Source organism: Niallia alba (genome assembly GCF_012933555.1).
GTDB lineage: Bacteria > Bacillota > Bacilli > Bacillales > Cytobacillaceae > Niallia > Niallia alba.
The window spans coordinates 4,572,357-4,595,057 of the sequence record NZ_JABBPK010000001.1; the positions used below are offsets into that span (position 1 = coordinate 4,572,357).

19 protein-coding genes and 5 pseudogenes are annotated in these 22,701 nt (G+C 37.2%); 11 read left to right on the forward strand and 13 right to left on the reverse strand.

Annotated elements, in window-relative coordinates; genetic code table 11:
* Position 1: 1 nt before the first annotated feature.
* From HHU08_RS21710 to HHU08_RS21730, 5 genes and pseudogenes are all read right to left on the reverse strand, one after another.
* A complete protein-coding gene (locus tag HHU08_RS21710; protein ID WP_169189315.1) occupies positions 2 to 919 on the reverse strand; it encodes an acetamidase/formamidase family protein in 918 nt (305 codons plus the stop codon).
* Positions 920 to 1,023: 104 nt separating this feature from the next.
* Entirely contained in the window at positions 1,024 to 2,277 is a 1,254-nt protein-coding gene (locus HHU08_RS21715) for a hypothetical protein (protein WP_169189316.1), read from the reverse strand.
* Positions 2,270 to 2,974 carry a response regulator transcription factor gene (locus HHU08_RS21720; protein WP_169189317.1) on the reverse strand — a complete coding sequence of 235 codons (705 nt, stop codon included), beginning with the start codon at positions 2,972 to 2,974 and terminating at the stop codon, positions 2,270 to 2,272. Before HHU08_RS21720 ends, HHU08_RS21715 begins: the two co-directional genes overlap by 8 nt.
* A complete protein-coding gene (locus HHU08_RS21725) occupies positions 2,971 to 3,705 on the reverse strand; it encodes a sensor histidine kinase (RefSeq protein WP_169189318.1) in 735 nt (244 codons plus the stop codon). Before HHU08_RS21725 ends, HHU08_RS21720 begins: the two co-directional genes overlap by 4 nt.
* Before the next feature lie 225 nt (positions 3,706 to 3,930).
* Positions 3,931 to 4,144: pseudogene (locus HHU08_RS21730) on the reverse strand (transposase); the annotation flags it as partial.
* A 197-nt stretch (positions 4,145 to 4,341) separates the two neighbouring features.
* On the opposite strand from HHU08_RS21730, the gene HHU08_RS21735 reads away from it, so the two are divergent.
* The 6 genes and pseudogenes from HHU08_RS21735 to HHU08_RS21760 all read left to right on the forward strand — a co-directional run.
* Positions 4,342 to 5,457: an IS4 family transposase gene (locus tag HHU08_RS21735; protein ID WP_100525938.1), complete on the forward strand. Its 1,116-nt coding sequence runs from the start codon at positions 4,342 to 4,344 to the stop codon at positions 5,455 to 5,457.
* A gap of 234 nt (positions 5,458 to 5,691) precedes the next feature.
* A pseudogene (locus HHU08_RS21740) lies at positions 5,692 to 6,138 on the forward strand (IS66 family transposase); the annotation flags it as partial.
* 127 nt (positions 6,139 to 6,265) lie between these two features.
* A complete protein-coding gene (locus tag HHU08_RS21745) occupies positions 6,266 to 7,009 on the forward strand; it encodes an ADP-ribosylglycohydrolase family protein (protein ID WP_169189319.1) in 744 nt (247 codons plus the stop codon).
* A 1,091-nt stretch (positions 7,010 to 8,100) separates the two neighbouring features.
* A complete protein-coding gene (locus tag HHU08_RS21750; RefSeq protein WP_169189320.1) occupies positions 8,101 to 8,655 on the forward strand; it encodes a tyrosine-type recombinase/integrase in 555 nt (184 codons plus the stop codon).
* Between the two features lie 131 nt (positions 8,656 to 8,786).
* A pseudogene (gene tnpC, locus HHU08_RS21755) lies at positions 8,787 to 9,380 on the forward strand (IS66 family transposase); the annotation flags it as partial.
* A gap of 332 nt (positions 9,381 to 9,712) precedes the next feature.
* Positions 9,713 to 10,048, forward strand: a pseudogene (locus HHU08_RS21760) (IS66 family transposase); the annotation flags it as partial.
* Between the two features lie 376 nt (positions 10,049 to 10,424).
* Here the strand turns inward: HHU08_RS21760 and HHU08_RS21765 are convergent.
* The 7 genes from HHU08_RS21765 to HHU08_RS21795 all read right to left on the reverse strand — a co-directional run bounded on the left by HHU08_RS21765 (position 10,425) and on the right by HHU08_RS21795 (position 16,509).
* Complete coding sequence (locus tag HHU08_RS21765) at positions 10,425 to 11,429, reverse strand: hypothetical protein (protein WP_169189321.1); 1,005 nt, start codon at positions 11,427 to 11,429, stop codon at positions 10,425 to 10,427.
* The gene (locus tag HHU08_RS21770; protein WP_169189317.1) at positions 11,422 to 12,126 is read right to left on the reverse strand and encodes a response regulator transcription factor; all 705 of its coding nucleotides are present in this window, start codon (positions 12,124 to 12,126) and stop codon (positions 11,422 to 11,424) included. The genes HHU08_RS21765 and HHU08_RS21770 overlap by 8 nt, the downstream gene beginning before the upstream one ends.
* Positions 12,123 to 12,857 carry a sensor histidine kinase gene (locus tag HHU08_RS21775; RefSeq protein ID WP_169189318.1) on the reverse strand — a complete coding sequence of 245 codons (735 nt, stop codon included), beginning with the start codon at positions 12,855 to 12,857 and terminating at the stop codon, positions 12,123 to 12,125. The genes HHU08_RS21770 and HHU08_RS21775 overlap by 4 nt, the downstream gene beginning before the upstream one ends.
* A 119-nt stretch (positions 12,858 to 12,976) precedes the next feature.
* On the reverse strand, positions 12,977 to 13,462 hold the full coding sequence (locus tag HHU08_RS21780) for a sigma-70 family RNA polymerase sigma factor (protein ID WP_169189322.1): 486 nt from the start codon (positions 13,460 to 13,462) through the stop codon (positions 12,977 to 12,979).
* Positions 13,463 to 13,713: 251 nt separating this feature from the next.
* Entirely contained in the window at positions 13,714 to 14,262 is a 549-nt protein-coding gene (locus tag HHU08_RS21785; protein WP_407939843.1) for a transposase, read from the reverse strand.
* A complete protein-coding gene (locus HHU08_RS21790) occupies positions 14,259 to 15,794 on the reverse strand; it encodes a YifB family Mg chelatase-like AAA ATPase (RefSeq protein WP_169189323.1) in 1,536 nt (511 codons plus the stop codon). The genes HHU08_RS21785 and HHU08_RS21790 overlap by 4 nt, the downstream gene beginning before the upstream one ends.
* A 397-nt stretch (positions 15,795 to 16,191) precedes the next feature.
* Positions 16,192 to 16,509 (reverse strand): hypothetical protein, encoded by a 318-nt coding sequence (locus HHU08_RS21795; RefSeq protein ID WP_048717642.1) that lies wholly within the window; start codon positions 16,507 to 16,509, stop codon positions 16,192 to 16,194.
* 509 nt (positions 16,510 to 17,018) lie between these two features.
* On the opposite strand from HHU08_RS21795, the gene HHU08_RS21800 reads away from it, so the two are divergent.
* Together HHU08_RS21800 and HHU08_RS21805 are read left to right on the forward strand one after the other, a co-directional pair.
* Positions 17,019 to 18,140, forward strand: a complete 1,122-nt coding sequence (locus HHU08_RS21800; protein WP_169189324.1) for a hypothetical protein — start codon at positions 17,019 to 17,021, stop codon at positions 18,138 to 18,140.
* 4 nt (positions 18,141 to 18,144) lie between these two features.
* On the forward strand, positions 18,145 to 18,366 hold the full coding sequence (locus tag HHU08_RS21805; RefSeq protein ID WP_016205457.1) for a hypothetical protein: 222 nt from the start codon (positions 18,145 to 18,147) through the stop codon (positions 18,364 to 18,366).
* 587 nt (positions 18,367 to 18,953) lie between these two features.
* Here HHU08_RS21805 and HHU08_RS21810 read toward each other — a convergent pair.
* The gene (locus tag HHU08_RS21810; RefSeq protein WP_169189325.1) at positions 18,954 to 19,850 is read right to left on the reverse strand and encodes an HNH endonuclease; all 897 of its coding nucleotides are present in this window, start codon (positions 19,848 to 19,850) and stop codon (positions 18,954 to 18,956) included.
* Between the two features lie 806 nt (positions 19,851 to 20,656).
* On the opposite strand from HHU08_RS21810, the gene HHU08_RS21815 reads away from it, so the two are divergent.
* The 3 genes and pseudogenes from HHU08_RS21815 to HHU08_RS21825 all read left to right on the forward strand — a co-directional run.
* Positions 20,657 to 21,115, forward strand: a complete 459-nt coding sequence (locus HHU08_RS21815; protein ID WP_016203276.1) for a competence protein ComK — start codon at positions 20,657 to 20,659, stop codon at positions 21,113 to 21,115.
* A 150-nt stretch (positions 21,116 to 21,265) separates the two neighbouring features.
* Positions 21,266 to 21,535, forward strand: coding sequence for a helix-turn-helix domain-containing protein (locus HHU08_RS21820; protein WP_040343434.1), 270 nt, complete (start codon positions 21,266 to 21,268; stop codon positions 21,533 to 21,535).
* Between the two features lie 361 nt (positions 21,536 to 21,896).
* Positions 21,897 to 22,067: pseudogene (locus HHU08_RS21825) on the forward strand (ATP-binding protein); the annotation flags it as partial.
* Between the last annotated feature and the right edge of the window lie 634 nt (positions 22,068 to 22,701).

The following is a 22,701-nucleotide window of genomic DNA, read 5'->3' on the forward strand; positions in this document are numbered from 1 at the left end:
TTTAATTCGCTCCTTCTTGGAAAAGTTCGATGTTGTATGCTTCCAAAATAGCTCTTGGAACGAAGAAGCGTGCTGTTTTCAATGGATCGACAATCTGACTAATTTGCGAATCTCCAGCTGCACTCATTAACATAGTGAATTCTTCGAGCGATAGGTCAGTATGTGGTCTTAATAGATGAATCATTTCTTTTACAGCCTGATTTGCGGCGTCATCCAATGATTTCATGGAAACTAAAGAAGCTACGCCCTCTTCATTTTCAAGAACAGGGAAGTTCAAGCTATGCCCTTTAATCACCTCAAGCGTTACCGTCACCTTTGCAGGAATTTCAATACCAGATACACCAATTTCCCCGTCTCCCATTGCAGCGTGTAAATCGCCTAATGCAAATAAGGCTCCCTCTTGAAAAACTGGAAAGTAAAGTGTCGCGCCAGTTGTGATTAGTTTTGTGTCCATGTTTCCACCGTGCGCTCCTGGTGTTCCGTTATTGACTGCTTCCTTTTCCGGAGCAACACCAATTACACCAATCATTGGATTTAATGGCAATGCTAGTTTGTCATTAAAAATCGCCTTGTTATCTTGAATTGGAATGATCTTCGCCGTGAAGTTTTTGATTTCATCCCCCATCACGCCAAGGCCAGGACCAACTACCATAACCCCTCTTTCTCCAAGCTCAATGTTATCAATCTTCACTTTCAGAATATCTCCTGGCTGCGCTCCTTCCACGAAGATTGGTCCAGTTGCCGGATTAATTTGATCCCAGTCAATTGCCTGAAATGTTGTGTCATTGGAAGTAATCTGATCTTGGAAACAATCATATGTATCAATGACCACTTGTGATCCTGACTGCAGTGTCATTGCCGGCTTGTTTGCTTTATCCATTGCATAAATATACGATTCTTTTGATAAATGGTTCGCCATGCTTATCCCCTCCTAGAAATGTTACTACCTATTCTAGCTTGTTTACCCGGAGAATGTTTGCAAAATTTTGAAGTCTTTTTGCACAAAACTGGCTTATTTTCAGATTATTTATATTTTTCCAAAATAAATAATACAAAACAGCAAATCAATGCTGCGATTGGAGCGACTAACCAAATCTCTTCCATCCATATAGTCAATCCAATGCTCACTAATGTCATAACTACCATAATCAGGGTAACATTCTTTGCCCGAAATGTTCGTCCGATTATAAAAGGACAACCTGCCGCTCCAAAAAAACCTAGGAAAAACGGAAGCCATGCAGACATACTCTCCGACAAGAAGATCGCTAATAGACCTAACACACTACAAGCAATAACCCCTATTAAGTATCCATGCCTTAGTAATCTGTACGCATAATGATTAGTTCTGTCCCTACTCTTTATCTTTAAAAAGACACTAATTAGTGAAAATAGGGATGTCCCGATTCCAATTGCTAATGCTCCTAGTACGATAAAAATGATGATATGAATGATGACTTGATTCATTTGCTCCACTGCTTGATTTTGGACAAACAGAAAGAAGCTAAAGGAAAAAATCGAAAGCATAAATGCGAACCAAATAAAAGTAGAAAGACGTAATACGGTGACTCGGTGATTGGACTTCACGGCACTTGCTGTTTGCCAAAAAGTTAGGTTTGTGCAAGCTTGTCCAAATACAACCAAAACAAACGTCATACTGGCAAAAATCACATCAGCAATGTTGCCACTAAACATCTCTCCCTGATATTTAGTGTATATAGTCTGAACCCCTTCCCCTAAATATAAAAATAATGTAACAATAACTCCGACAAGGAAGATTGCATAAAAGATGGTTGAGCCTATCTTCCTAACACCATAGCTTCCACCTAAGCCAAAAAATACGAAGCAAAAGCTGATAAAAATGGCAATTCCTCCAACGGATAATACATCCAATAAAAAATAAGCAAGAATCGTAAATTGCACAAATAGACTTGCCATGCTGGAAAAAGCAAAGAACCACAGATGGGAATTACCTTTCGCGTCTGTAACCTGCTTCACTTTTTCTTTGGTCATGATGTTGTTCAATAATAGGTACAAACCATATGTACAGATGATCAGGATGGGAAATGTCGTTAACTGAAAAGCTTGCATGGACAATATAGGGACAGCAACGGTCACGCCTGAGATAAATTGTAGCGAGATTCCATACGTCCCTGCACTTAACCCAAGTTCACGACTTGTTACCATGTATTCATGGATACTGCGATGTGCACCAATTTTTTCAATAAAAAGGATAAGGACAAAAAAACCGATAAATAAGAGAATATACCAATCAATCATGGAGCTTCTCCTTTAATTGACTAGGGGTGATTCCTTCCACTTTCTTAAAGGAATTACTAAAGTGATGCTGGCTGGAAAATCCAACTCTTTGGGCTACTTCAAATAAGGACCAATGTGGGTTTTCCTGCATCAATTGTTTTGCTTTTTTTATGCGAAATCTTGTTATATACCCTGTAAACTTTTCCCCCGTTTCTTCCGCGAATTTTTTACTAAGGTATGTTGGAGAAACATATACTTGACTCGCTACATCTGCAAGCTGTAGTTTTTCTTGATAATGTTCGCGAATAATCTGAAGCACGCTATTAACGAGCGTCGACTTGGTATCAATCCATGCGTGTTTATCCATAAAGTCAGCAAGCATATCGTAGAATTCTTTCTCAATAACTGGTTTCACTAAGTAATCCATCACATGTAGCTTAATTGCTTGTTTAGCATATTGAAAGTCCTGATGTGCGGTAATAAGGACCACTTCTATTTGATTATTATTAGATTGCAAAAATTCACAAAACTTCAAACCTGATTCACCTGGTAATTGAATATCCACTAATGCAAGGGAGAAGTTTGTCTCTCTTAGCAGGAGCTTTGCTTCACTCGCATCTTCTGACGTATAGATATTCCAATCTGGAAATTTCTTTGCTACTAGAAAGGAGAGTTGTTCCAGTTCCAATGGTTCATCATCTACTATTAATATATTCATCTTTCACCCTCCGGCGTATATGGCCAAATGACTGTTGCCTCTGTTGCGTTATCTTTACGTTTTAATGAAACATCTGTGTACATTTCAAATAATAATTCCAACCGTTTTTTAATATTTTCCAACCCTGTTCCATGCCCACTTTTTTGCTCAATCGCTCTATCCCCATTATCAGAAACTGTTAATCTCACCCAATCACCATGTCGCTTTAAGGCAATCATCAAATGCTTTTCGCCACGTTTTTTCTCCAAGCCATGCTTAAAGGCATTCTCAACAAGCGTTTGTAACGTATAAGACGGCAGCTGGGTTTGATAGGCTCGTTCATCTAGCTCATACGTGATCGTAAGCTTTTTTCCAAAACGAAGCTGCTGAATCGATAAGTAATTGTTTGTATGGAATAATTCCCTTTCAAATAAGACAAGCGCTGTCTGATTTGCATGCTGATACTTTAGAAATAAAGAAAATTGCTCCATAGCTGTTATGAGATCATCATTTCGCTTCAAACGAGCAAGGGACATCATCGCATTTAAACTATTAAACAAAAAATGCGGACGAATCTTTTGACTGAGCTGTTCATACTCCATTTGCTGCAGCTGCTTTTCTAATTGAATTTGTTTATTCTCCATATGTAAATAATCAAACTCCTGATTAAGTAGTTTCATAATACTCAGCAAGACCAAAGCAATAATCGGAATTAATAGACTTACTATCAAAATACCAAAAAAAATAACCATAGCAAACAATCCTTTTTCCGTTAAGCATAACTTTTTTTGTCAAAATGAGCAACGGAATCAGGTTGGCCGTTCAATGGAACGGAAGCAGAGGGACGGTCCGAGACCACTGAAAAAGTCCATTTTTTTAGAAACTAGATTTGAATAAAAGGGCTGAAATATCTAGATATGCCAATAAATTGGGAAAAACATAGTGTTTTTCAGTTCTTTTAGAAATTGAACCAGCCTTTTGAGAGGATAGGATAGCTGCTATCCTCTTTAGATTTACTGCTAAGGCAGTAAGTTTTGCCTGTATGGACATGCTTTTTAGACCGTACCCCCTGGCACGATCTAGCCCGTGAAAATTTTTCATCTCACCGTTCTTCCACTCCTGACAAGCTCTTTTTTTATATTTCTCTCTGAACTCCTCTGTCTTTTGTTGTTGACTATATTCGTAGAATTCAAGGAAGTAGTTGGTCAACGACACTACCAGTGTCTTGTATTTCATTTAAAAAACTTCACTAGTGTTGCATTAATTTAATTTCACTATTAAAAATACTCGAAATGTTCACTTTTATTATTTTATGCATAGAAAAAGTCCTTTATAATGGATAAGTCAGGTGGTAACCCGTCCAAATCCACTAAAAAAGGACCAATCTCATGGACAAGATTACACGAAAAACTTCATTTGGACAATGGTTTTCACCAATAAATCTTCAATTATTTGAAGAAAACGTGAAAACGTTGAAATTAGATTTCTATACGAAAAAACTAACGACAGAGTCATTTCTAAAATTATTACTTTTTGCGCAGCTAGAAGAAGTCGAAAGTCTGCATGCGCTGAGCGATTGTCTTTTCGATGATCAACTGCAAAAGGGCATTGATCTTGATTCTATCAGTATTTCCCAACTCTCACGCCGTTTAAATGGCATGAATCCAGACTTATTCCAAAAGCTTTTCCTTGATTTAGTTTCACAAATTCATGCCAAAACGCACAACACGAAACTTGTGATGCCATTAAAAATCATTGATTCAAGCACATTGCCTCTCAATTTGACTAATCATAAATGGGCAAAATTCCGCAAAACAAAAGCGGGTGTTAAATTGCACTTACGCCTTGTGTTTATGGAAAAAGGTATATCCTATCCCGAAAAGGCCATTATGACAACGGCCAAAGAACATGACCGCGGTCAGCTTGAAGTAATGGTTGATGACAAGGAATGTATGTATGTGTTTGACCGTGGTTACTTAGACTACGAACGCTTTGATCGGATGACAGATGACGGCTACTTTTTCCTTTCTAGGCTGCGAAAAAACGCAGTCATACGGGAGGTTTACGATTTTAAACTACCCGAGAATACATCTGTTTTGTCGGATCAAATGGTGTTGATTGGTACGACGCAAAACCGTGCCGAAAATTACTTTCGTCTTCTAAAAGTGATTGATTCAAAAGGAAATGAGCTTCATTTAATCACAAATCGTTTTGATTTAAGTGCTGAAGAAATCTCAAAGATGTATAAATCACGCTGGGCGATTGAGTTATTTTTCAAATGGATTAAACAACATCTCCATATCAAAAAGTTTTACGGCCAAAGCGAATGGGCAATTCAGAATCAAGTGTTTATCGCACTTATTGTTTTTTGCCTGCATGTTCTCGCACAAATCGAGACAAAAAGTAAACGAAAAACCCTACAAATTAGCCGATATTTACGGGCAGCTTTGTGGAAACCAGCACATATTTGGCTTCGAAAGATTGAAGGAAAAACCATTCCTTAATAAACAAATTGTCGTCGTCTCTTAAGTCTAATTGTAAAAAAATTTCCAAATGGATGGATCCACCTTTAGTTGGGTATTTACTTTTTTGGCTCTTAACAGGGGACATATTTAAACTGAATATTCTAACAACATTTATGCAACACTAGTGAAAAAACTTAACTAAATAATAACCCAGGCCCCATCTAAAACATAGGTGGGGTCTATTTGACGCTTACGAGAAAAGTAAAAGAATTAGACCCGAAGGAACGTTTTGAACAACGTCTTAAACAAAGCAAACCAGTACTAGACGCTTTTTTGTCATGGCTAAAAATACAAGAACAAAAAGTACTCCCTAAAAGTGGAATGGGCAAGGCGGTGACATACTGCCTCAATCAATGGGATAAACTAATAGCCTTTTTGGAGGATGGTCGATTAGAAATCGATAATAATCGAAGTGAACGGTCGATCAAGTCAGTAGTGATCGGAAGAAAGGCATGGCTGTTCAGTAATACACCGCAAGGTGCTAGAGCCAGTGCCATCATATACAGTATGGTGGAGACAGCAATCGCAAATGGATTAAATCCATATTACTATCTTCGCTATCTATTTGAGCAGCTTCCCAATATGAATTTGACAGATATGAATGCCTTAGACCGAATGCTTCCTTGGTCAACAACTTTACCAGTTTCTTGTATCTTTTAAAAAGTTATCTAAATAATAACTTAGGTCCCATCTAATTAATAGGTGGGGCCTATTTGACGCTTACAATCTAACTCTCTATCAATCTTCGACAAATTTCGGGGAGTCACTGTGACCATGAGTTTATGCGATGGATTATATTAAGCATTTGACAGAGTGGATTTCTAATGCAAAAGATTCTAAATTAGTTTCCGGTCCATCCACTCTTAGAGCTGTCCAAGCAATTAAAAATGGCGTTCCTATTAACAAAACTGGATATGGCAATACAACCAATGGCGCCGCAATGAAGATTTCACCAATCGGACTTATATCCGAATACAACCAATTAGATGAGTTAATGAAAAATGTGTATGACATTTGTTTACCAACACATAACTCGAGCATAGCTGTATCTGGCGCTTGTGTAGTAGCAGCCTGCATTAGTTATGTTGCTGCTGGAGGGAAGGATCTAAACGAAATGTGGGAACTTGCTATAAAAGTTGCCGAAGACTCAAAAGGAATTGGGGCCGAGTTTCCGAGTCCATCCTTATCCTTCCGCATTCAATATGTCCGCGACATTGTTGATAATTGTCTCGAAGAAGAAGCTATCATACGAATTGTCAACGAATTAGGAACTGGGGTAGAAACGATTGAAACCATTCCTGCTGTCTTGGCTGTTGTACAGCTCGCTAATGGAGACCCGATGAAAGCCGCAAAAATCAGTGCAAGTTTAGGAGCTGACACAGATACAATCGGCGCTATTTCAGCAAGCATTTGTGGAGGGATGACTCCAAACTTTGATGAAAGTGATGTATCAATAATTGAAGAAATCAATTCCTTAGATTTTGATAAACTCGCTGAGAAAGCACTTCCGTTCTCTCCATATTACATTTAAGAAAGGCTCTTAGGTTTTCGGCGGATTACTAAAATTATCCTACACGAACAGTTGGCAAGTGGTAAAGATTTTTGCTTGCCAACTAAACTAGGCTCCATCTAAATTAATAGGTGGAGCCTAGTTGATTGACGCTTACCTTGTAAAAAGAATGGGCAAGAGTGGTAAAATTACGCGGCTGTAATCATCTTCTAAACTTCACGAAGGAATTCAAGAAATGTTCTATGATTACCAGCTCCTTTCCTTAACGGAAAAAAGCGCAACAACCAACCACCAATATCCAGTTGCTATTTAAGTTTATCATTCACACAATCTAATTCTCTATCAATCTTCGACATATTTCGAGGCGTCCCTGTGACCTCGAATTCTCTATCAATCTTCGACATATTTCGGGGCGTCACTGTGACCAAGAATTAAATAATAACCCAGGCCCCATCTAAAACATAGGTGGGGTCTATTTGACGCTTACATATAAAAAAGCGTCAAACCATGTGGGTATAGTTTGACGCTTACTTTTCTAATATGTTCTTCCGAAAGAAATAGGCGCTTATCTCACGCACAATCCCCTTCAGAACTTCACGAAGAAATTCAAGAAATGTTTCCATGATTATCACCTCCTTTCCTAAACGGAAAGAAGCACAACAACCAACCACCCTCACAATATTCAGTTGCTATTTCAGTTTATCACATTCACACAATCTAACTCTCTATCAATCTTCGACAAATTTCGGGCCGTCACTGTGACCAAGAGTTAATAACCCAGGCCCCATCTAAAACATAGGTGGGGTCTATTTGACGCTTACATATAAAAAAGCGTCAAACCATGTGGGTATAGTTTGACGCTTACTTTTCTAATATGTTCTTCCGAAAGAAATAGGCGCTTATCTCACGCACAATCCCCTTCAGAACTTCACGAAGAAATTCAAGAAATGTTTCCATGATTATCACCTCCTTTCCTAAACGGAAAGAAGCACAACAACCAACCACCCTCACAATATTCAGTTGCTATTTCAGTTTATCACATTCACACAATCTAACTCTCTATCAATCTTCGACAAATTTCGGGCCGTCACTGTGACCAAGAGTTAAGTCTTATGTATGCAAGCGGAGCGCGTGCACAAGAAATATGTGACCTTACGGTCGGAAATGTTCAGTTTCATCCAAAAGGCGCTACACTAAATATTACGGGGAAAGGCAGAAAGAGCCGCCGTATCGGTATTCCTATCGCCTGTGCCACCCCACTTAAGAAGTATATTGAGCACAGAAAAATCAGTGATAAACCTGAAAGGCATATATTTTCAAGCCAAACGCATGAGCAGATGTCGGTTTCCTGTATAGAGGGAATATTCAAAAAGTATATTACCGTTGCTAAAAAAGAAAAACCGTCCATGTTTCTTGCTGGTAGTTATCCACCTCATTCTATGAGACATACAACTGCCAGCCATATGCTTGAAGCCGGTGTTCCTCTGGTTGTGATAAAGAATTTTTTGGGACATGCATCTCTACAGTCGACTCAGATTTATGCGGATATTTCCCAAGACACGGTTAACAGGCATTTAAAAGAGTGGAATGAAAAATGGTTCCCTTCAAATATAGATGAAAGAAAAACTTCTCAAAGGTCAAATAGAATTCCAGATTTTCTGAATTGAAAACCGAAATGTGTATCAAATAATTATCTAAGAAAAAAGAGAAGAATTGCTGTATTTTAAGGACATACAGTAATTCTTCTCGGATAATCAAACTTCTTGGATAATGAGCCTTATCTAAGTTCTCGGATAAGGCTCATGCCAGACGTGGTTTTACCGATGTCTTAAAAGCACTGCCTACAAATAGTATAAAACCAGTCGCTGCGACCGAAGGTCTCCAATTCTGTAATCAACTTTTCACGATTGAGCGAAAGTTAAAGGAATTAGAGCCGGAAGAACGGTATAAACAACGTCTAGAGCAAAGTAAACCAATACTAGACTCTTTTTTGTCATGGCTAAAAGTACAAGAACAACATGTATTGCCTAAAAGTGGTCTCGGCAAAGCTATTACATACTGTCTAAACCAGTGGGATAAGTTAGTGGCATTTCTAGAGGATGGTCGATTAGAAATTGATAACAATAGAAGCGAAAGGGCTATTAAGCCAGTAGTGCTTGGAAGGAAGGCTTGGTTGTTTAGTAACACACCAAATGGTGCGAGAGCCAGTGCCATCATATACAGTATCGTGGAGACAGCGATCGCAAACGGATTGAATCCATATTACTATCTTCGCTATCTATTTGAGCAGCTTCCCAACTTGGATCTGACAGATCATGATAACCTTGACCAACTACTTCCTTGGTCAACGACACTACCAGTGTCTTGTATTTCATTTAAAAAACTTAACTAAATAATAACCCAGGCCCCATCTAAAACATAGGTGGGGTCTATTTGACGCTTACTTTCAGTTTATCACTCACACAATCTAATTTTCTATCAATCTTCGACAAATTTCGGGGCGTCACTGTGACCTAGAGTTTTGATTCACTTCATGTCTGATATAATCAATTTGTGCCACTGCTAACATCTCCTAATAGCCTCCTGTTAAACGTTGTTGGTCCAACGAGGAGTTTAAAGTTATTATGAGAAGTTGACAAGTGGTTTTTTTAATTTGTGTAGGGCCCGGAGGGCCCTACACAAATTAACTGCCATTCCCTACATATTTAGTTTGCCATAAACAATTATAGTTTAAACCAATGGTCAAAACTCATTGTCTTTATGAAAGACGGGCGACTTGAACTCGATAATAATAGAGCAGAACGTTCGATTAAACCATTCGTTATGGGAAGAAAAGCATGGCTATTTGCCCAATCGATGAAAGGAGCAACTGCCAGTGCGGTCATCTACAGCATTGTCGAAACGGCCAAAGAGAATCAATTAAATCCATTAAATTATTTAACTTATCTTTTTGAACAGCTGCCACAAATAGATATAGATGATCAGGAAGCACTTGACCAGTTCCTTCCGTGGTCAAAGACTATTCCAGAGGAATGCCGGATTCCAGCTAAACTTAAATAGAGAATACACTAATGCCCACCTGAAAAACTAGGTGGGCATTATTTTACGCTTACATTATAATATTGATAGTTTTGTATGTAAATAGAAAAAGGGATAGGTACATTTCTTACTTAGTGAAATGTGTATCTATCCCTTTTTACCTTTATTGAAAGGTTGATGTGTTAAATTCTAGGTCACAGTGCAGCGAGCCCCTATTAGTAGACATGAAAAAGTGACCAAAAAAGTGGCTTTTTCCCCGCACTTACTGGCTCAGATGTCCGCAAATAGTGGCTCAAAACTCCGCACTGCCGGCTCAGTCTATTCGCAATACTCAACTATTTCAGTTTATCATTCACTCAATCTAATTCTCTATCAATCTTCGACAAACTTCGGGGCGTCACTGTGACCATGAGTTCATAACCCCTATTAAGTATCCATGCCTTAGTAATCTGTACGCATAATGATTAGTTCTGTCCCTACTCTTTATCTTTAAAAAGACACTAATTAGTGAAAATAGGGATGTCCCGATTCCAATTGCTAATGCTCCTAGTACGATAAAAATGATGATATGAATGATGACTTGATTCATTTGCTCCACTGCTTGATTTTGGACAAACAGAAAGAAGCTAAAGGAAAAAATCGAAAGCATAAATGCGAACCAAATAAAAGTAGAAAGACGTAATACGGTGACTCGGTGATTGGACTTCACGGCACTTGCTGTTTGCCAAAAAGTTAGGTTTGTGCAAGCTTGTCCAAATACAACCAAAACAAACGTCATACTGGCAAAAATCACATCAGCAATGTTGCCACTAAACATCTCTCCCTGATATTTAGTGTATATAGTCTGAACCCCTTCCCCTAAATATAAAAATAATGTAACAATAACTCCGACAAGGAAGATTGCATAAAAGATGGTTGAGCCTATCTTCCTAACACCATAGCTTCCACCTAAGCCAAAAAATACGAAGCAAAAGCTGATAAAAATGGCAATTCCTCCAACGGATAATACATCCAATAAAAAATAAGCAAGAATCGTAAATTGCACAAATAGACTTGCCATGCTGGAAAAAGCAAAGAACCACAGATGGGAATTACCTTTCGCGTCTGTAACCTGCTTCACTTTTTCTTTGGTCATGATGTTGTTCAATAATAGGTACAAACCATATGTACAGATGATCAGGATGGGAAATGTCGTTAACTGAAAAGCTTGCATGGACAATATAGGGACAGCAACGGTCACGCCTGAGATAAATTGTAGCGAGATTCCATACGTCCCTGCACTTAACCCAAGTTCACGACTTGTTACCATGTATTCATGGATACTGCGATGTGCACCAATTTTTTCAATAAAAAGGATAAGGACAAAAAAACCGATAAATAAGAGAATATACCAATCAATCATGGAGCTTCTCCTTTAATTGACTAGGGGTGATTCCTTCCACTTTCTTAAAGGAATTACTAAAGTGATGCTGGCTGGAAAATCCAACTCTTTGGGCTACTTCAAATAAGGACCAATGTGGGTTTTCCTGCATCAATTGTTTTGCTTTTTTTATGCGAAATCTTGTTATATACCCTGTAAACTTTTCCCCCGTTTCTTCCGCGAATTTTTTACTAAGGTATGTTGGAGAAACATATACTTGACTCGCTACATCTGCAAGCTGTAGTTTTTCTTGATAATGTTCGCGAATAATCTGAAGCACGCTATTAACGAGCGTCGACTTGGTATCAATCCATGCGTGTTTATCCATAAAGTCAGCAAGCATATCGTAGAATTCTTTCTCAATAACTGGTTTCACTAAGTAATCCATCACATGTAGCTTAATTGCTTGTTTAGCATATTGAAAGTCCTGATGTGCGGTAATAAGGACCACTTCTATTTGATTATTATTAGATTGCAAAAATTCACAAAACTTCAAACCTGATTCACCTGGTAATTGAATATCCACTAATGCAAGGGAGAAGTTTGTCTCTCTTAGCAGGAGCTTTGCTTCACTCGCATCTTCTGACGTATAGATATTCCAATCTGGAAATTTCTTTGCTACTAGAAAGGAGAGTTGTTCCAGTTCCAATGGTTCATCATCTACTATTAATATATTCATCTTTCACCCTCCGGCGTATATGGCCAAATGACTGTTGCCTCTGTTGCGTTATCTTTACGTTTTAATGAAACATCTGTGTACATTTCAAATAATAATTCCAACCGTTTTTTAATATTTTCCAACCCTGTTCCATGCCCACTTTTTTGCTCAATCGCTCTATCCCCATTATCAGAAACTGTTAATCTCACCCAATCACCATGTCGCTTTAAGGCAATCATCAAATGCTTTTCGCCACGTTTTTTCTCCAAGCCATGCTTAAAGGCATTCTCAACAAGCGTTTGTAACGTATAAGACGGCAGCTGGGTTTGATAGGCTCGTTCATCTAGCTCATACGTGATCGTAAGCTTTTTTCCAAAACGAAGCTGCTGAATCGATAAGTAATTGTTTGTATGGAATAATTCCCTTTCAAATAAGACAAGCGCTGTCTGATTTGCATGCTGATACTTTAGAAATAAAGAAAATTGCTCCATAGCTGTTATGAGATCATCATTTCGCTTCAAACGAGCAAGGGACATCATCGCATTTAAACTATTAAACAAAAAATGCGGACGAATCTTTTGACTGAGCTGTTCATACTCCATTTGCTGCAGCTGCTTTTCTAATTGAATTTGTTTATTCTCCATATGTAAATAATCAAACTCCTGATTAAGTAGTTTCATAATACTCAGCAAGACCAAAGCAATAATCGGAATTAATAGACTTACTATCAAAATACCAAAAAAAATAACCATAGCAAACAATCCTTTTTCCGTTAAGCATAACTTTTTTTGTCAAAATGAGCAACGGAATCAGGTTGGCCGTTCAATGGAACGGAAGCAGAGGGACGGTCCGAACCGTCCCTCCGATTCCCTCACAAGCCCAACGTCCGCTTCAACTTCTCCTTCGCTCCTTTCCTCCACCATTTAACCGCTGAAGGAGAAACCTGTTCTTTCTTCGCAATCTCTTTAACTGTTAACTGTTCAATAAAGGTAAACATGACCCACTTTGTTTCTCCTTCGTTTAATTCATAACAAAGTCCTTTTATATAGTCCTCTTCTTCTCTGTATAAAATAGGGCTTTCCATTACTTCCCAAAACTCTTCACTTGGATAAGCACTTCTTTCCGCCTCTCTTGTGCGGCGCTTCAATTCATCGAGAAATCTGCCTTGCATATGCCGATATAAATGATTGCTATATTTGCCTTTTTCTTCATCAAATGTAGACATTGTTTCCCAAATACTGATTAACCCAATTTGAAAAAACTCTTGCTTATCTTTATAAATAGTCATCCTTTTCATCATATGATGGATCATCGGCGTAAACTCCTCGACTAATTGATCATACGTCTTTCCTTCCATTATCGGTTCCTTTTAGAAAAGCACTTTTCTTGTTATTCCTAGGTACCTTTACTTTATAGAAAGAAGATACATACTTCGATGGAAGGAAAAGAAAGTATCTAGCTTAAAAGAGGAAAGAAGCTTTAATAATAGATGTTAAACTTGAAGTTTGAGTGGGGGATACTTGATAAATAGTAATAATCTACTTTTATTGGATATTCTTCTTGAGAAAGATAATAGACTTTTCGCGGTGTCTGACACCTGAATTTATATTAATTAAAGGTTACGCTACAACAATACTTTTCCCGTTTCTGTGTCGATGTTCCTTCATAATAATCTAGTAAAAAATTCACATTCATAAAACAAGGTACTGTCGAATTCTTCTTATAATATTGATAGCTACTCCAAGGATAGTATTCTGCGAGCTTAACCATCCTCGCCTCAACTGGGTTAAGGTGTATATAACGGCTAACTTCTAACATACCTTCTTTGTTCTCAATAACTTTGTCATAAAAACGTTTTTCAAAGACATGGCCTGTTAAACGGTATTTGGTGTTATAGTAATTGGCATAACGTTTATTGATTAGTGCCATTAGCTTTGAAATGGGTACTTCCCTAGAACGTAATTGTAAATGGAAATGATTGTTCATAAGGCAATAGGAGGCGATTTCAAAGGGGTACTTTTCGTAGAGTTGTGTTAGGATATGAAGAAATGCTTGAAAATCACTGGCATTCCGAAACAAAGGATCACGTCGATTTCCCCGGGAAACAATATGATAAAATCGCTCTGGTATATACTCTCGTTTCTTATAGGGCATCATTTCTCCCTCGCAATCGTCGTTTGTTTATTCTGCCCCCAGCGTCTTAAGGTCATCGCTTCCCAAATGGCTTGATCAGCTATTCTTTCTTCCCCTGCTAAATCAGAAATGGTCCTTGCGAGTCTGATAATTTTTATCTGAACACGGTTGCTCCAGTTTTGCTTAGAAGATATTTGAGTGAGCGTCTTTTTCTGTTCTGTTGTCAAGGCACTCGTTTCCACCAAAATTTCAAACGGAACCTTCGCATTGGATACTTCTTGTTGATACCGATCATACTGGCGCACGCGCGCTTTTTCCACTCTTTTACGAATATCATTAGAAGATTCTTGCGTCGTGGAGGACCGGTTAACATTAACTGACTGTAAGGATAAAAGGATGTCCATTCGGTCATAGATAGGACCTGACAACCGATTTCGGTAGGCTTGAATTTGCTTTTGGGAACAGGTGCAATAATGATGAAGAGAACCGAGGTATCCACATGGACAAGGGTTCATAGCACCTATTAGGATAAAAGAAGCTGGATACGTCACAGTAGAATGCGCTCTGCTAATGGTTACTTCACCAGTTTCAAGTGGTTGACGGAGCATATCAAGCGTTTTTTTGGAGAATTCTGCAATTTCATCGAGAAAAAGGATTCCATGGTGAGCCATCGATATTTCACCTGGTCGCGGGTTCGACCCACCACCAATAATGGCGACAGCAGAAGCAGAATGGTGTGGATGCCTGAACGGAACAGAGGGAACATGGATACGTTTTTCACGAGCAAGCTGATACAAACTCATCACTTCGAGTTGTGCTTGATTTGTTAATGAAGGTAGGATGGAGGGAAAAGATTCAGCTAACAAGCTCTTTCCACAACCAGGAGGACCATTCATCAGCAAATTATGCTCACCAGCTGCAGCAATTTCTAATGCTCTTTTCGCTTTCTCCTGTCCAATTACATGACAGAAATCCTTTTGATGAGTGGCAACATCTGGAGTTAGATGATTCTCTGAGGAAAAAGAAGGTTGAGACAGCATGCTTTCTTGCCCTTCCAAATGCTGAACGACTTCCTCGATATGAGACACAACTATACATTCAATATCCTGTAGCATATGGAGTGGCAGCACCGAATCATAAGGTAAATACACTCGTTTGATCCCAAGTCCCCTTGCCGCAATAACAGCAGGTAGTATCCCTTCCCCACTCGCAACCGAACCATCAAGGGATAACGCCCCAATAAACGCCGTATCTATGGGAATCTCACGCTTCACCTCCCCCAGTTCCTTCAAAGCAGCAATTGCGATAGCCAGATCAAATAGCGAACCATTTTTCTTTTGATCAGGCGGAGATAGATTCACAACTACCTTCTTATCCGTCACATCCAAATCAAAATGAGCAATCGACGCCAACACCCTCTCCCTTGACTCCTTAACAGAAGCATCAGGCAACCCAACAATCACCATAGACTCCGTGTCCTGTGATATCCGCACCTCCACCTGCACACGGTAGCCCTCTAATCCTTTCAAACCAATACTTGAAACCTTTACGGTCATACAAAACCCTCCAAACTATTTATTTTTATAGTACGATGAATCAAAACACACTGGGAAAGAAACAATTCGAGAAAGAATAAAATAGGAAGATAAATCAATCGAGGTTAATATAGAAGGAATTCTTTTTAGAACAAGAACAACTAACAGAGGAAAGGAAGAGACAATCTACCACTCCAATATTCTACAAAATAATCAAATTTCCTGCCAAAATGAAAATAAAAAGAAAGAAGAAAACAATATAACTGCTGTACTTCTCTTTGACAAATTCCATCGGCAATCCCACAAAACACTCTTGTAAAACTTTCCTGTGAAACAAGATTATTCGGGATTTCACTGTGACCTAAACTTTTCTACAATAGTCATTGAGTCAACCTAGATTTATATATCTCTTTATTAACTACCGAGATCTCATTACTCTGGCTAAATTTAATTTGTTTTTGTTGAATGTTCTTGGAAAATTCCCATAATAACCAATGTCTTTTTTTGCATGTTTCATATTTGATATACCAGCTAATAAGTCATCGAAGTAGGAAAGATGTTCATATACTGCATTCTCTGTATGTTCACTTAAAATTTCATACTCTTGATATAACCTGTGTGCGTACTGCCTAGTTATTTCTTTAGTCGCTTTAGCATCTTTGTTTTCAATTTCTCGTCTATAGTCATCCATAATATTAATAAAAGGCTCATTTTTAATTGGGGTCCAGTGCGGCATAGTATCACTCCATAATTTTTTACTTACTATTTCAATACAAGAGAGAAAAATTCCTGTCGAACTAACTATTCTCTACAGAGAAAAAAGGATTATATTTAACTATTCAAATATAGCACTACTGCTGTACTTCTCCTTTAGCAATTTCACACAAATTCTCTCGTAGAACTTCCTGTGAAACAAGATTTTTCAGTGCCTCACTGTGCAGCAAGAATTTATTATCGGTTTGCCATTGGAAAGGGAAAAACGCCACCCCCCTCCAATATCCAACTACTATTTAAGTTTATCATTCACACAATCTAATTCTCTATCAATCTTCGACATATTTCGGGGCGTCACTGTGACCAAGAATTCTTCGACAAATTTCGGAGCGTCCCTGTGACCAAACCTGTAGTGGTGTTTTTTAAGTAAACGAAAAATTCGTTTCATAAAAAAGTTTCAATTTTTAGAACTTTGTTTACTTTTTGCAATTTCTGTCATATATTTAATCTATCATAATTAGGAGGTAATATATGACAAAAATGTTTTTAAAAAAACTATTAATTTGTGCAGTCGTTTTTTTAATTATTGTTTCTAGTAATAATCTAGTAAAAGCAGAAACAAACGAAACACAAAAAGAAGGTAATGTAAATGGTGTTAGTGATGGTGTCGTTATTTCAGATACAGAGAGAAACAGATTAAAAGAGTTAGGATATATAGATGATTATATTAATAACATGACGGAAGAACAATATAATGCCACAAAAGAAGAAGCCGTTTTAGACACACAGGTTGTCACAGAATTCATAAAAACGACTGAATACTTTGAGGATGAAAATTGGGTTAACGAAGAAAACCCTGAAGTTATTGATACGGAACAAGAAATTTTAACACAAGCAGAGTTTAATGAAGAAGTATCTGAATTGAAAGAAAATACTCAAGAAATATTAGAAGATGATAGTAAAGCTGCCCAATCAATTAAACAAAAAGCTTTAAGTAATGATTCTGTTTCACTGTTTGCAGTTGCAGATGATGGAGGATTGGCTTCCAGTACAACAGGCACTAATAGTAACAGTAACTATAAAAAGTTAACTATCACTATAAAAAAATTAACAAGCAATACTTTCTTACTAACTGCTAAAATGGATTGGAAAAAGGTTCCTGCAAATAGACTAAAAGATATTATATCTGTAGCTTGGGATTCAACAGATGATTACAATTATATTTTGTCGTCACTATATGGAACACAAGTAGCAACTGGAGTAAATCCATGGAATGGTAAGAAAAAAGTAATTACATATACGTATGATAGAGTGAATGAAGCTAACCTATGGGATGTTAATAAAACAGGAATTAGTTTAGTCCAGAATTTAAAAGATGATTGGGATGTATATGAAGTACAAGATATTGTTCAAACAATGCAGGTGAAATTAGAAAAAGACACAACTTGGAATACAAAATGGTTAAATGCCGGAGCCGTTTATATGCATCAAACGAAGAATGTAAGCTTTGGCGTTGATTCTTTCTCTATTGGAGCTACTGGTGGAACAAGCGGTGTTGATGGAAGTTTAGAAATATCCTTTAAAGCTCCCGAAGTTAAAAAGAGTTTCGATACACAATTCAAAGCTTATGCACAATTACGTTTAAAGTGGTGAAAAAATGAGAAAAAAAATTAGTGTTTTTAGTGTTGTATTAGAAATACTTGGCTTATTATTGATTTTGCTGAGTCAGAAGATTGGAATGGAATTCACTATGTATTCTGAAGCTGGTGACCCGGCTGTTTTTGCAGGAAACTTGGTAATATTCTCATTAATACCAATAACAATAGGATTTTTACTTGTTTTAGCAGGTATTTTAATTCAAGTTACTAAGTTAAAATAGTATTAAAATATAGAGCTACCTTTCTAATTAATTAGAGGTGGCTTTTTTATTTAATGGAAAGGCTGAAAAATTGAATTAGAAAATATTTTTTAGATAATATCATATCTATGAGAAGAGAAGATGCTATTGCAGATGGTATTTTAGTAGATTTAACAGAAACAGCAAAAGTGAGTGGAATTAATTTTCAGTCGCTGTAAACATTACTTTATTGGCTGATGTAGTAGAATAGTAGAGCCAAATGAACTGGCAAAATCAATGGAGAATCAACTTCAGAAATAATGTGGGATGTCAAATGGAAAAAAATGTTATAGTTATGAATGCAATCAGCACATAAATTGCGAACGAAACGGGGCGTCACCGTGACCTAAAGTGATGGCTCGCAATTTCCGCAAAGGGCGGCTCTTTTCTCCGCAATGACTGGCTCAAAACTCCTCATAAGTGGCTCATTTCATCTGCAATAATCATCGCTATTTAAGTTTATCATTCACACAATCTAATTCCCTATCAATCTTCGACAAATTTCGGGTCGTCACTGTGACCATGAGTTCAGTAACCATATTGATGCTCATCCTATCCTACTTATAATTTTAGCGATACTCACTTCCTCCACCCCAAATAGCTCTTCCACCTGTATGCCCTGTTTGTTCATGAGTCTCTTTATCTACTAATTGAATGACTCCTGGCTCTTCATTATGATGCCATACAAAATTATCTGGTGTTTCCCCGTTCGCTAAGCTGTGTATATCGGTTTGAGATAATCCAATTTCCTTTGCTAAGGAAGGATCAGCCTGTATAGCTTGATACAAGTTTTCATTGGCAACAGCAAATTGAACATCATCACTTTCTAAATATAATTCCTCCGCTAATTCAACGTGAAATGCTGAATCAAAGACAGGAAAAGTACCTTCAACTACTTGACCGTTTGGCAAATCTATATATTTCTCTGCAAAAGGAACTCCAGTATCTGGATGAATATTTCCACTTAGTCCATCATTTCTCGTATGTAACTCTTCTGCATTTACATCATCTGCCCCATCTATTACATCTAACACACCAATCGCAAGGCTTGATACAGCGACAACCTTCCCGATATTTTTTAATCCATTAATCACTTGCTCCTTATCCCCTTGTGAAAAACCTCTAATTGCTTGCCCTGCATTTGCTGCTGTATAAGTGACAGCGGAACCGATTCCCTTTATTGTTCTATCAGCAGAATCTTTCATATGAGACAAACCCGCCTGTTTATAATAGTCATCATCTTTTATAAGACCATATGTACCTTTTACCGCACCATCAAGAAATTCCCCTGCATTATCCAGAGCACGATAAGACGCTTTTTGTATACCATCTCCTACTTCTTCTATCCACTTACCAGTACCTTGATATCTAGTACCAACTGTCTTCCCTATCAGTTTAGCTGAGCCTCCCAGCAATCCTCCACCAACCGTGCCAATCGCCTTACCAACAGAACGAAAAACCACCATAAATTAGTTCTCCTTACCTAAATTAATATACCTATTATACTTGAATTTTTTTCTATTTAATACTAATTTCTACTATTTAATTTACATAAATTAGTATAATAGAAACTAGTTTTTAATTCCCACGCAAAATATCCCATCTAGATTTTAGATGAGGGTAGCAATAAACCAATGTATCGAACCAGATTATGCAAAAAAGGGCTTAATGAGTAGATTACAATGATAGGAAATAAGTGATTTAAACTTCAAACATTCCCAATATTAACATGTAAAAATACACATCATCGTTTATGTTCATTCTTTTTTTCAGAGAAACAAATTGTATTTTTTGTCTTTTTATACTCTGATACCAAACTCTTAAACCTCCCGTGAAATATTCCTGTGAAACAGGATTATTCGAGGAGTAACTGTGACCTAGAATTATGATTGTTCTTTTTTAGCCAATCTTTTAAATGAGAATTTGCCAATTCTACAATACACTCAAACATCAAACTGTCCGCAATACTCAAATAAATTCCCAAAATAATAGAAAATTCTATAAACACATATTATAGTTGGTTTTCATTTTAGATTTTTTATAGATAATAGTAAAAAAGGAGGATAATAATAGTTAACTTGAAAGAAAGGTAGTACCACAACTTTTCCGATACATTTCATTTATAATAATTGCTCATCATCTCACATATTTTCCCACCCTCTATTCATGGAATGAAATATGGACTCTTTCCAACCCACAATTAAGTTAATACAACATTCCTCCACACACCACACCATTAATTAAACAATCCACTTAAAAAGGAGCAGCTAAAATGAAAGAAATCCTTACTACGTACAAAGTTAATGAAGAAACAAACGCACTAAAACCAGCTTTTCAGCTAGACTATCAAACAATCGTACTAGAGGGGCAGCGAGAACTCTATGTAAAACAAACTCCATTAGAATTAATTAAATTGGCAGCAAAAGAAGGAGGAGCAGAATATAATGGCCGGCGAATTTCAATGACTTATTTAACAGGCATTCATAAAAAAATTCCGATTCCAATTAATCCACTTAAAAACATCTATGCTTTTCCAACTTCTTCTCCAAATCAACCCCATTGCTGTTGGATATTCTTCCAACATGTCGAAGAAATTAAACCAACAAAAGGCACCTATCGTTCTATTATCCAATTTAAAAATGGCATTGAAATAAAAATGTACGAATCCCTGCATATCTTGGAGAAACAAATGTATCGAACCTGGTTATGCCAAAAAGCACTTAATGAGTAATTACAGTGATAAGGAAAGAAGTAATTTAAACTTCAAACACTCCTAATAAAATTTTCTTTTGAAATTTGTAAAAATATAGAAAAATACACATTATCGTTTATGTTCATTCCTTTTTCCTCTTTAGATAATGAGGAAAAAAGAGGGATAACATTGTCCAACGAGCTATATAAAACCCAAATCTATAAATCAATATTCGGAAGAAAGATCCGAAATAAAAGAAACATAAGAAATGTAAGTATTCAGCAACTTGCAGAAGATTCAGGGGTAAGTGTCAACCATATAAACAATATTGAGCTTGGCAAATCACACCCAAGCGCAGGTTTATTCCATGCTATTTGTAACGCCCTACACATTGATGCAACCACGTTTTTTAAAGAAGTGATGGAAGAAGTGGAATTGTTGATATTGGAAGAGGAATAACGTAGAACACTAACTCCCTCATTTTCTAATCAACTAAGTTCTATAATAAATATGAAGTTATTAGAAAAGGAAATATGACTTTTTCTTCTGGGGACAGTACAATTGTCCCCAGAAGTTTACAATTTGCTAACTTTTTTGATAAATTAAATATGAGCATCTAACGTACAATTCTATTAAGCTTCTAGGATAGAAGTGACCAAGCTTACTTCATTTGCGATTTTCCACCTTAAAACTGAACTGCTTAACAAAACTATCATACTTCTTCATTGAAAAATTCCAACCGCATTCACACACAAAACCTCTCGTGAAACATTCCTGTGAAACAAGATTATTCGAGGCGTAACTGTGAACTAGAATTAATGAAAACCGAAGTATAGTGATTACAACCAATCTTCAATTCGGTCAATGGAATCATGTTTTTGGCGACCCGATTCTAACAGAAGCTGTCATTGACCGCCTGATTCACCATTCTCATTTACTTGTTTTTAAAGGAGATAGTTTTCGTTATAAAGAGTCTTTATTGCATCAATAATTTGAAGTGACAAGTGGCATGCATATTTAATTGCCATTTGGTACATTTTTTAATTGCCAAATACAATCATTCACACAATCTAATTCCCTATCAATCTTCGACATATTTCGGGTCGTCACTGTGACCATGAGTTAACAATCTAACTCTCTATCAATCTTCGACAAATTTCAGGGAGTCACTGTGACCATGAGTTACTGGCTCAGATGTCCGCAAATAGTGGCTCAAAACTCCGCAATGCCGGCTCAATCTATTCGCAATACTCAATTATTTTAGTTTATCATTCACACAATCCAATTCTCTATCAATCTTCGACAAACTTCGGGGCGTCACTGTGCAGCGAGCCCCTATTAGTAGACATGAAAAAGTGACCAAAAAAGTGGCTTTTTCCCCGCACTTACTGGCTCAGATGTCCGCAAATAGTGGCTCAAAACTCCGCACTGCCGGCTCAGTCTATTCGCAATACTCAACTATTTCATTCACTCAGTCTAATTCTCTATCAATCTTCGACATATTTCGGGGCGTCACTGTGACCAAGAATTATTACTGTGACCAAGAGTTAAGGATTTTTTTATGGAGAAATGAATTGACAGAAAAAACAATCTATTGTTTATTAAAAAGTTATTTTAATGCGACG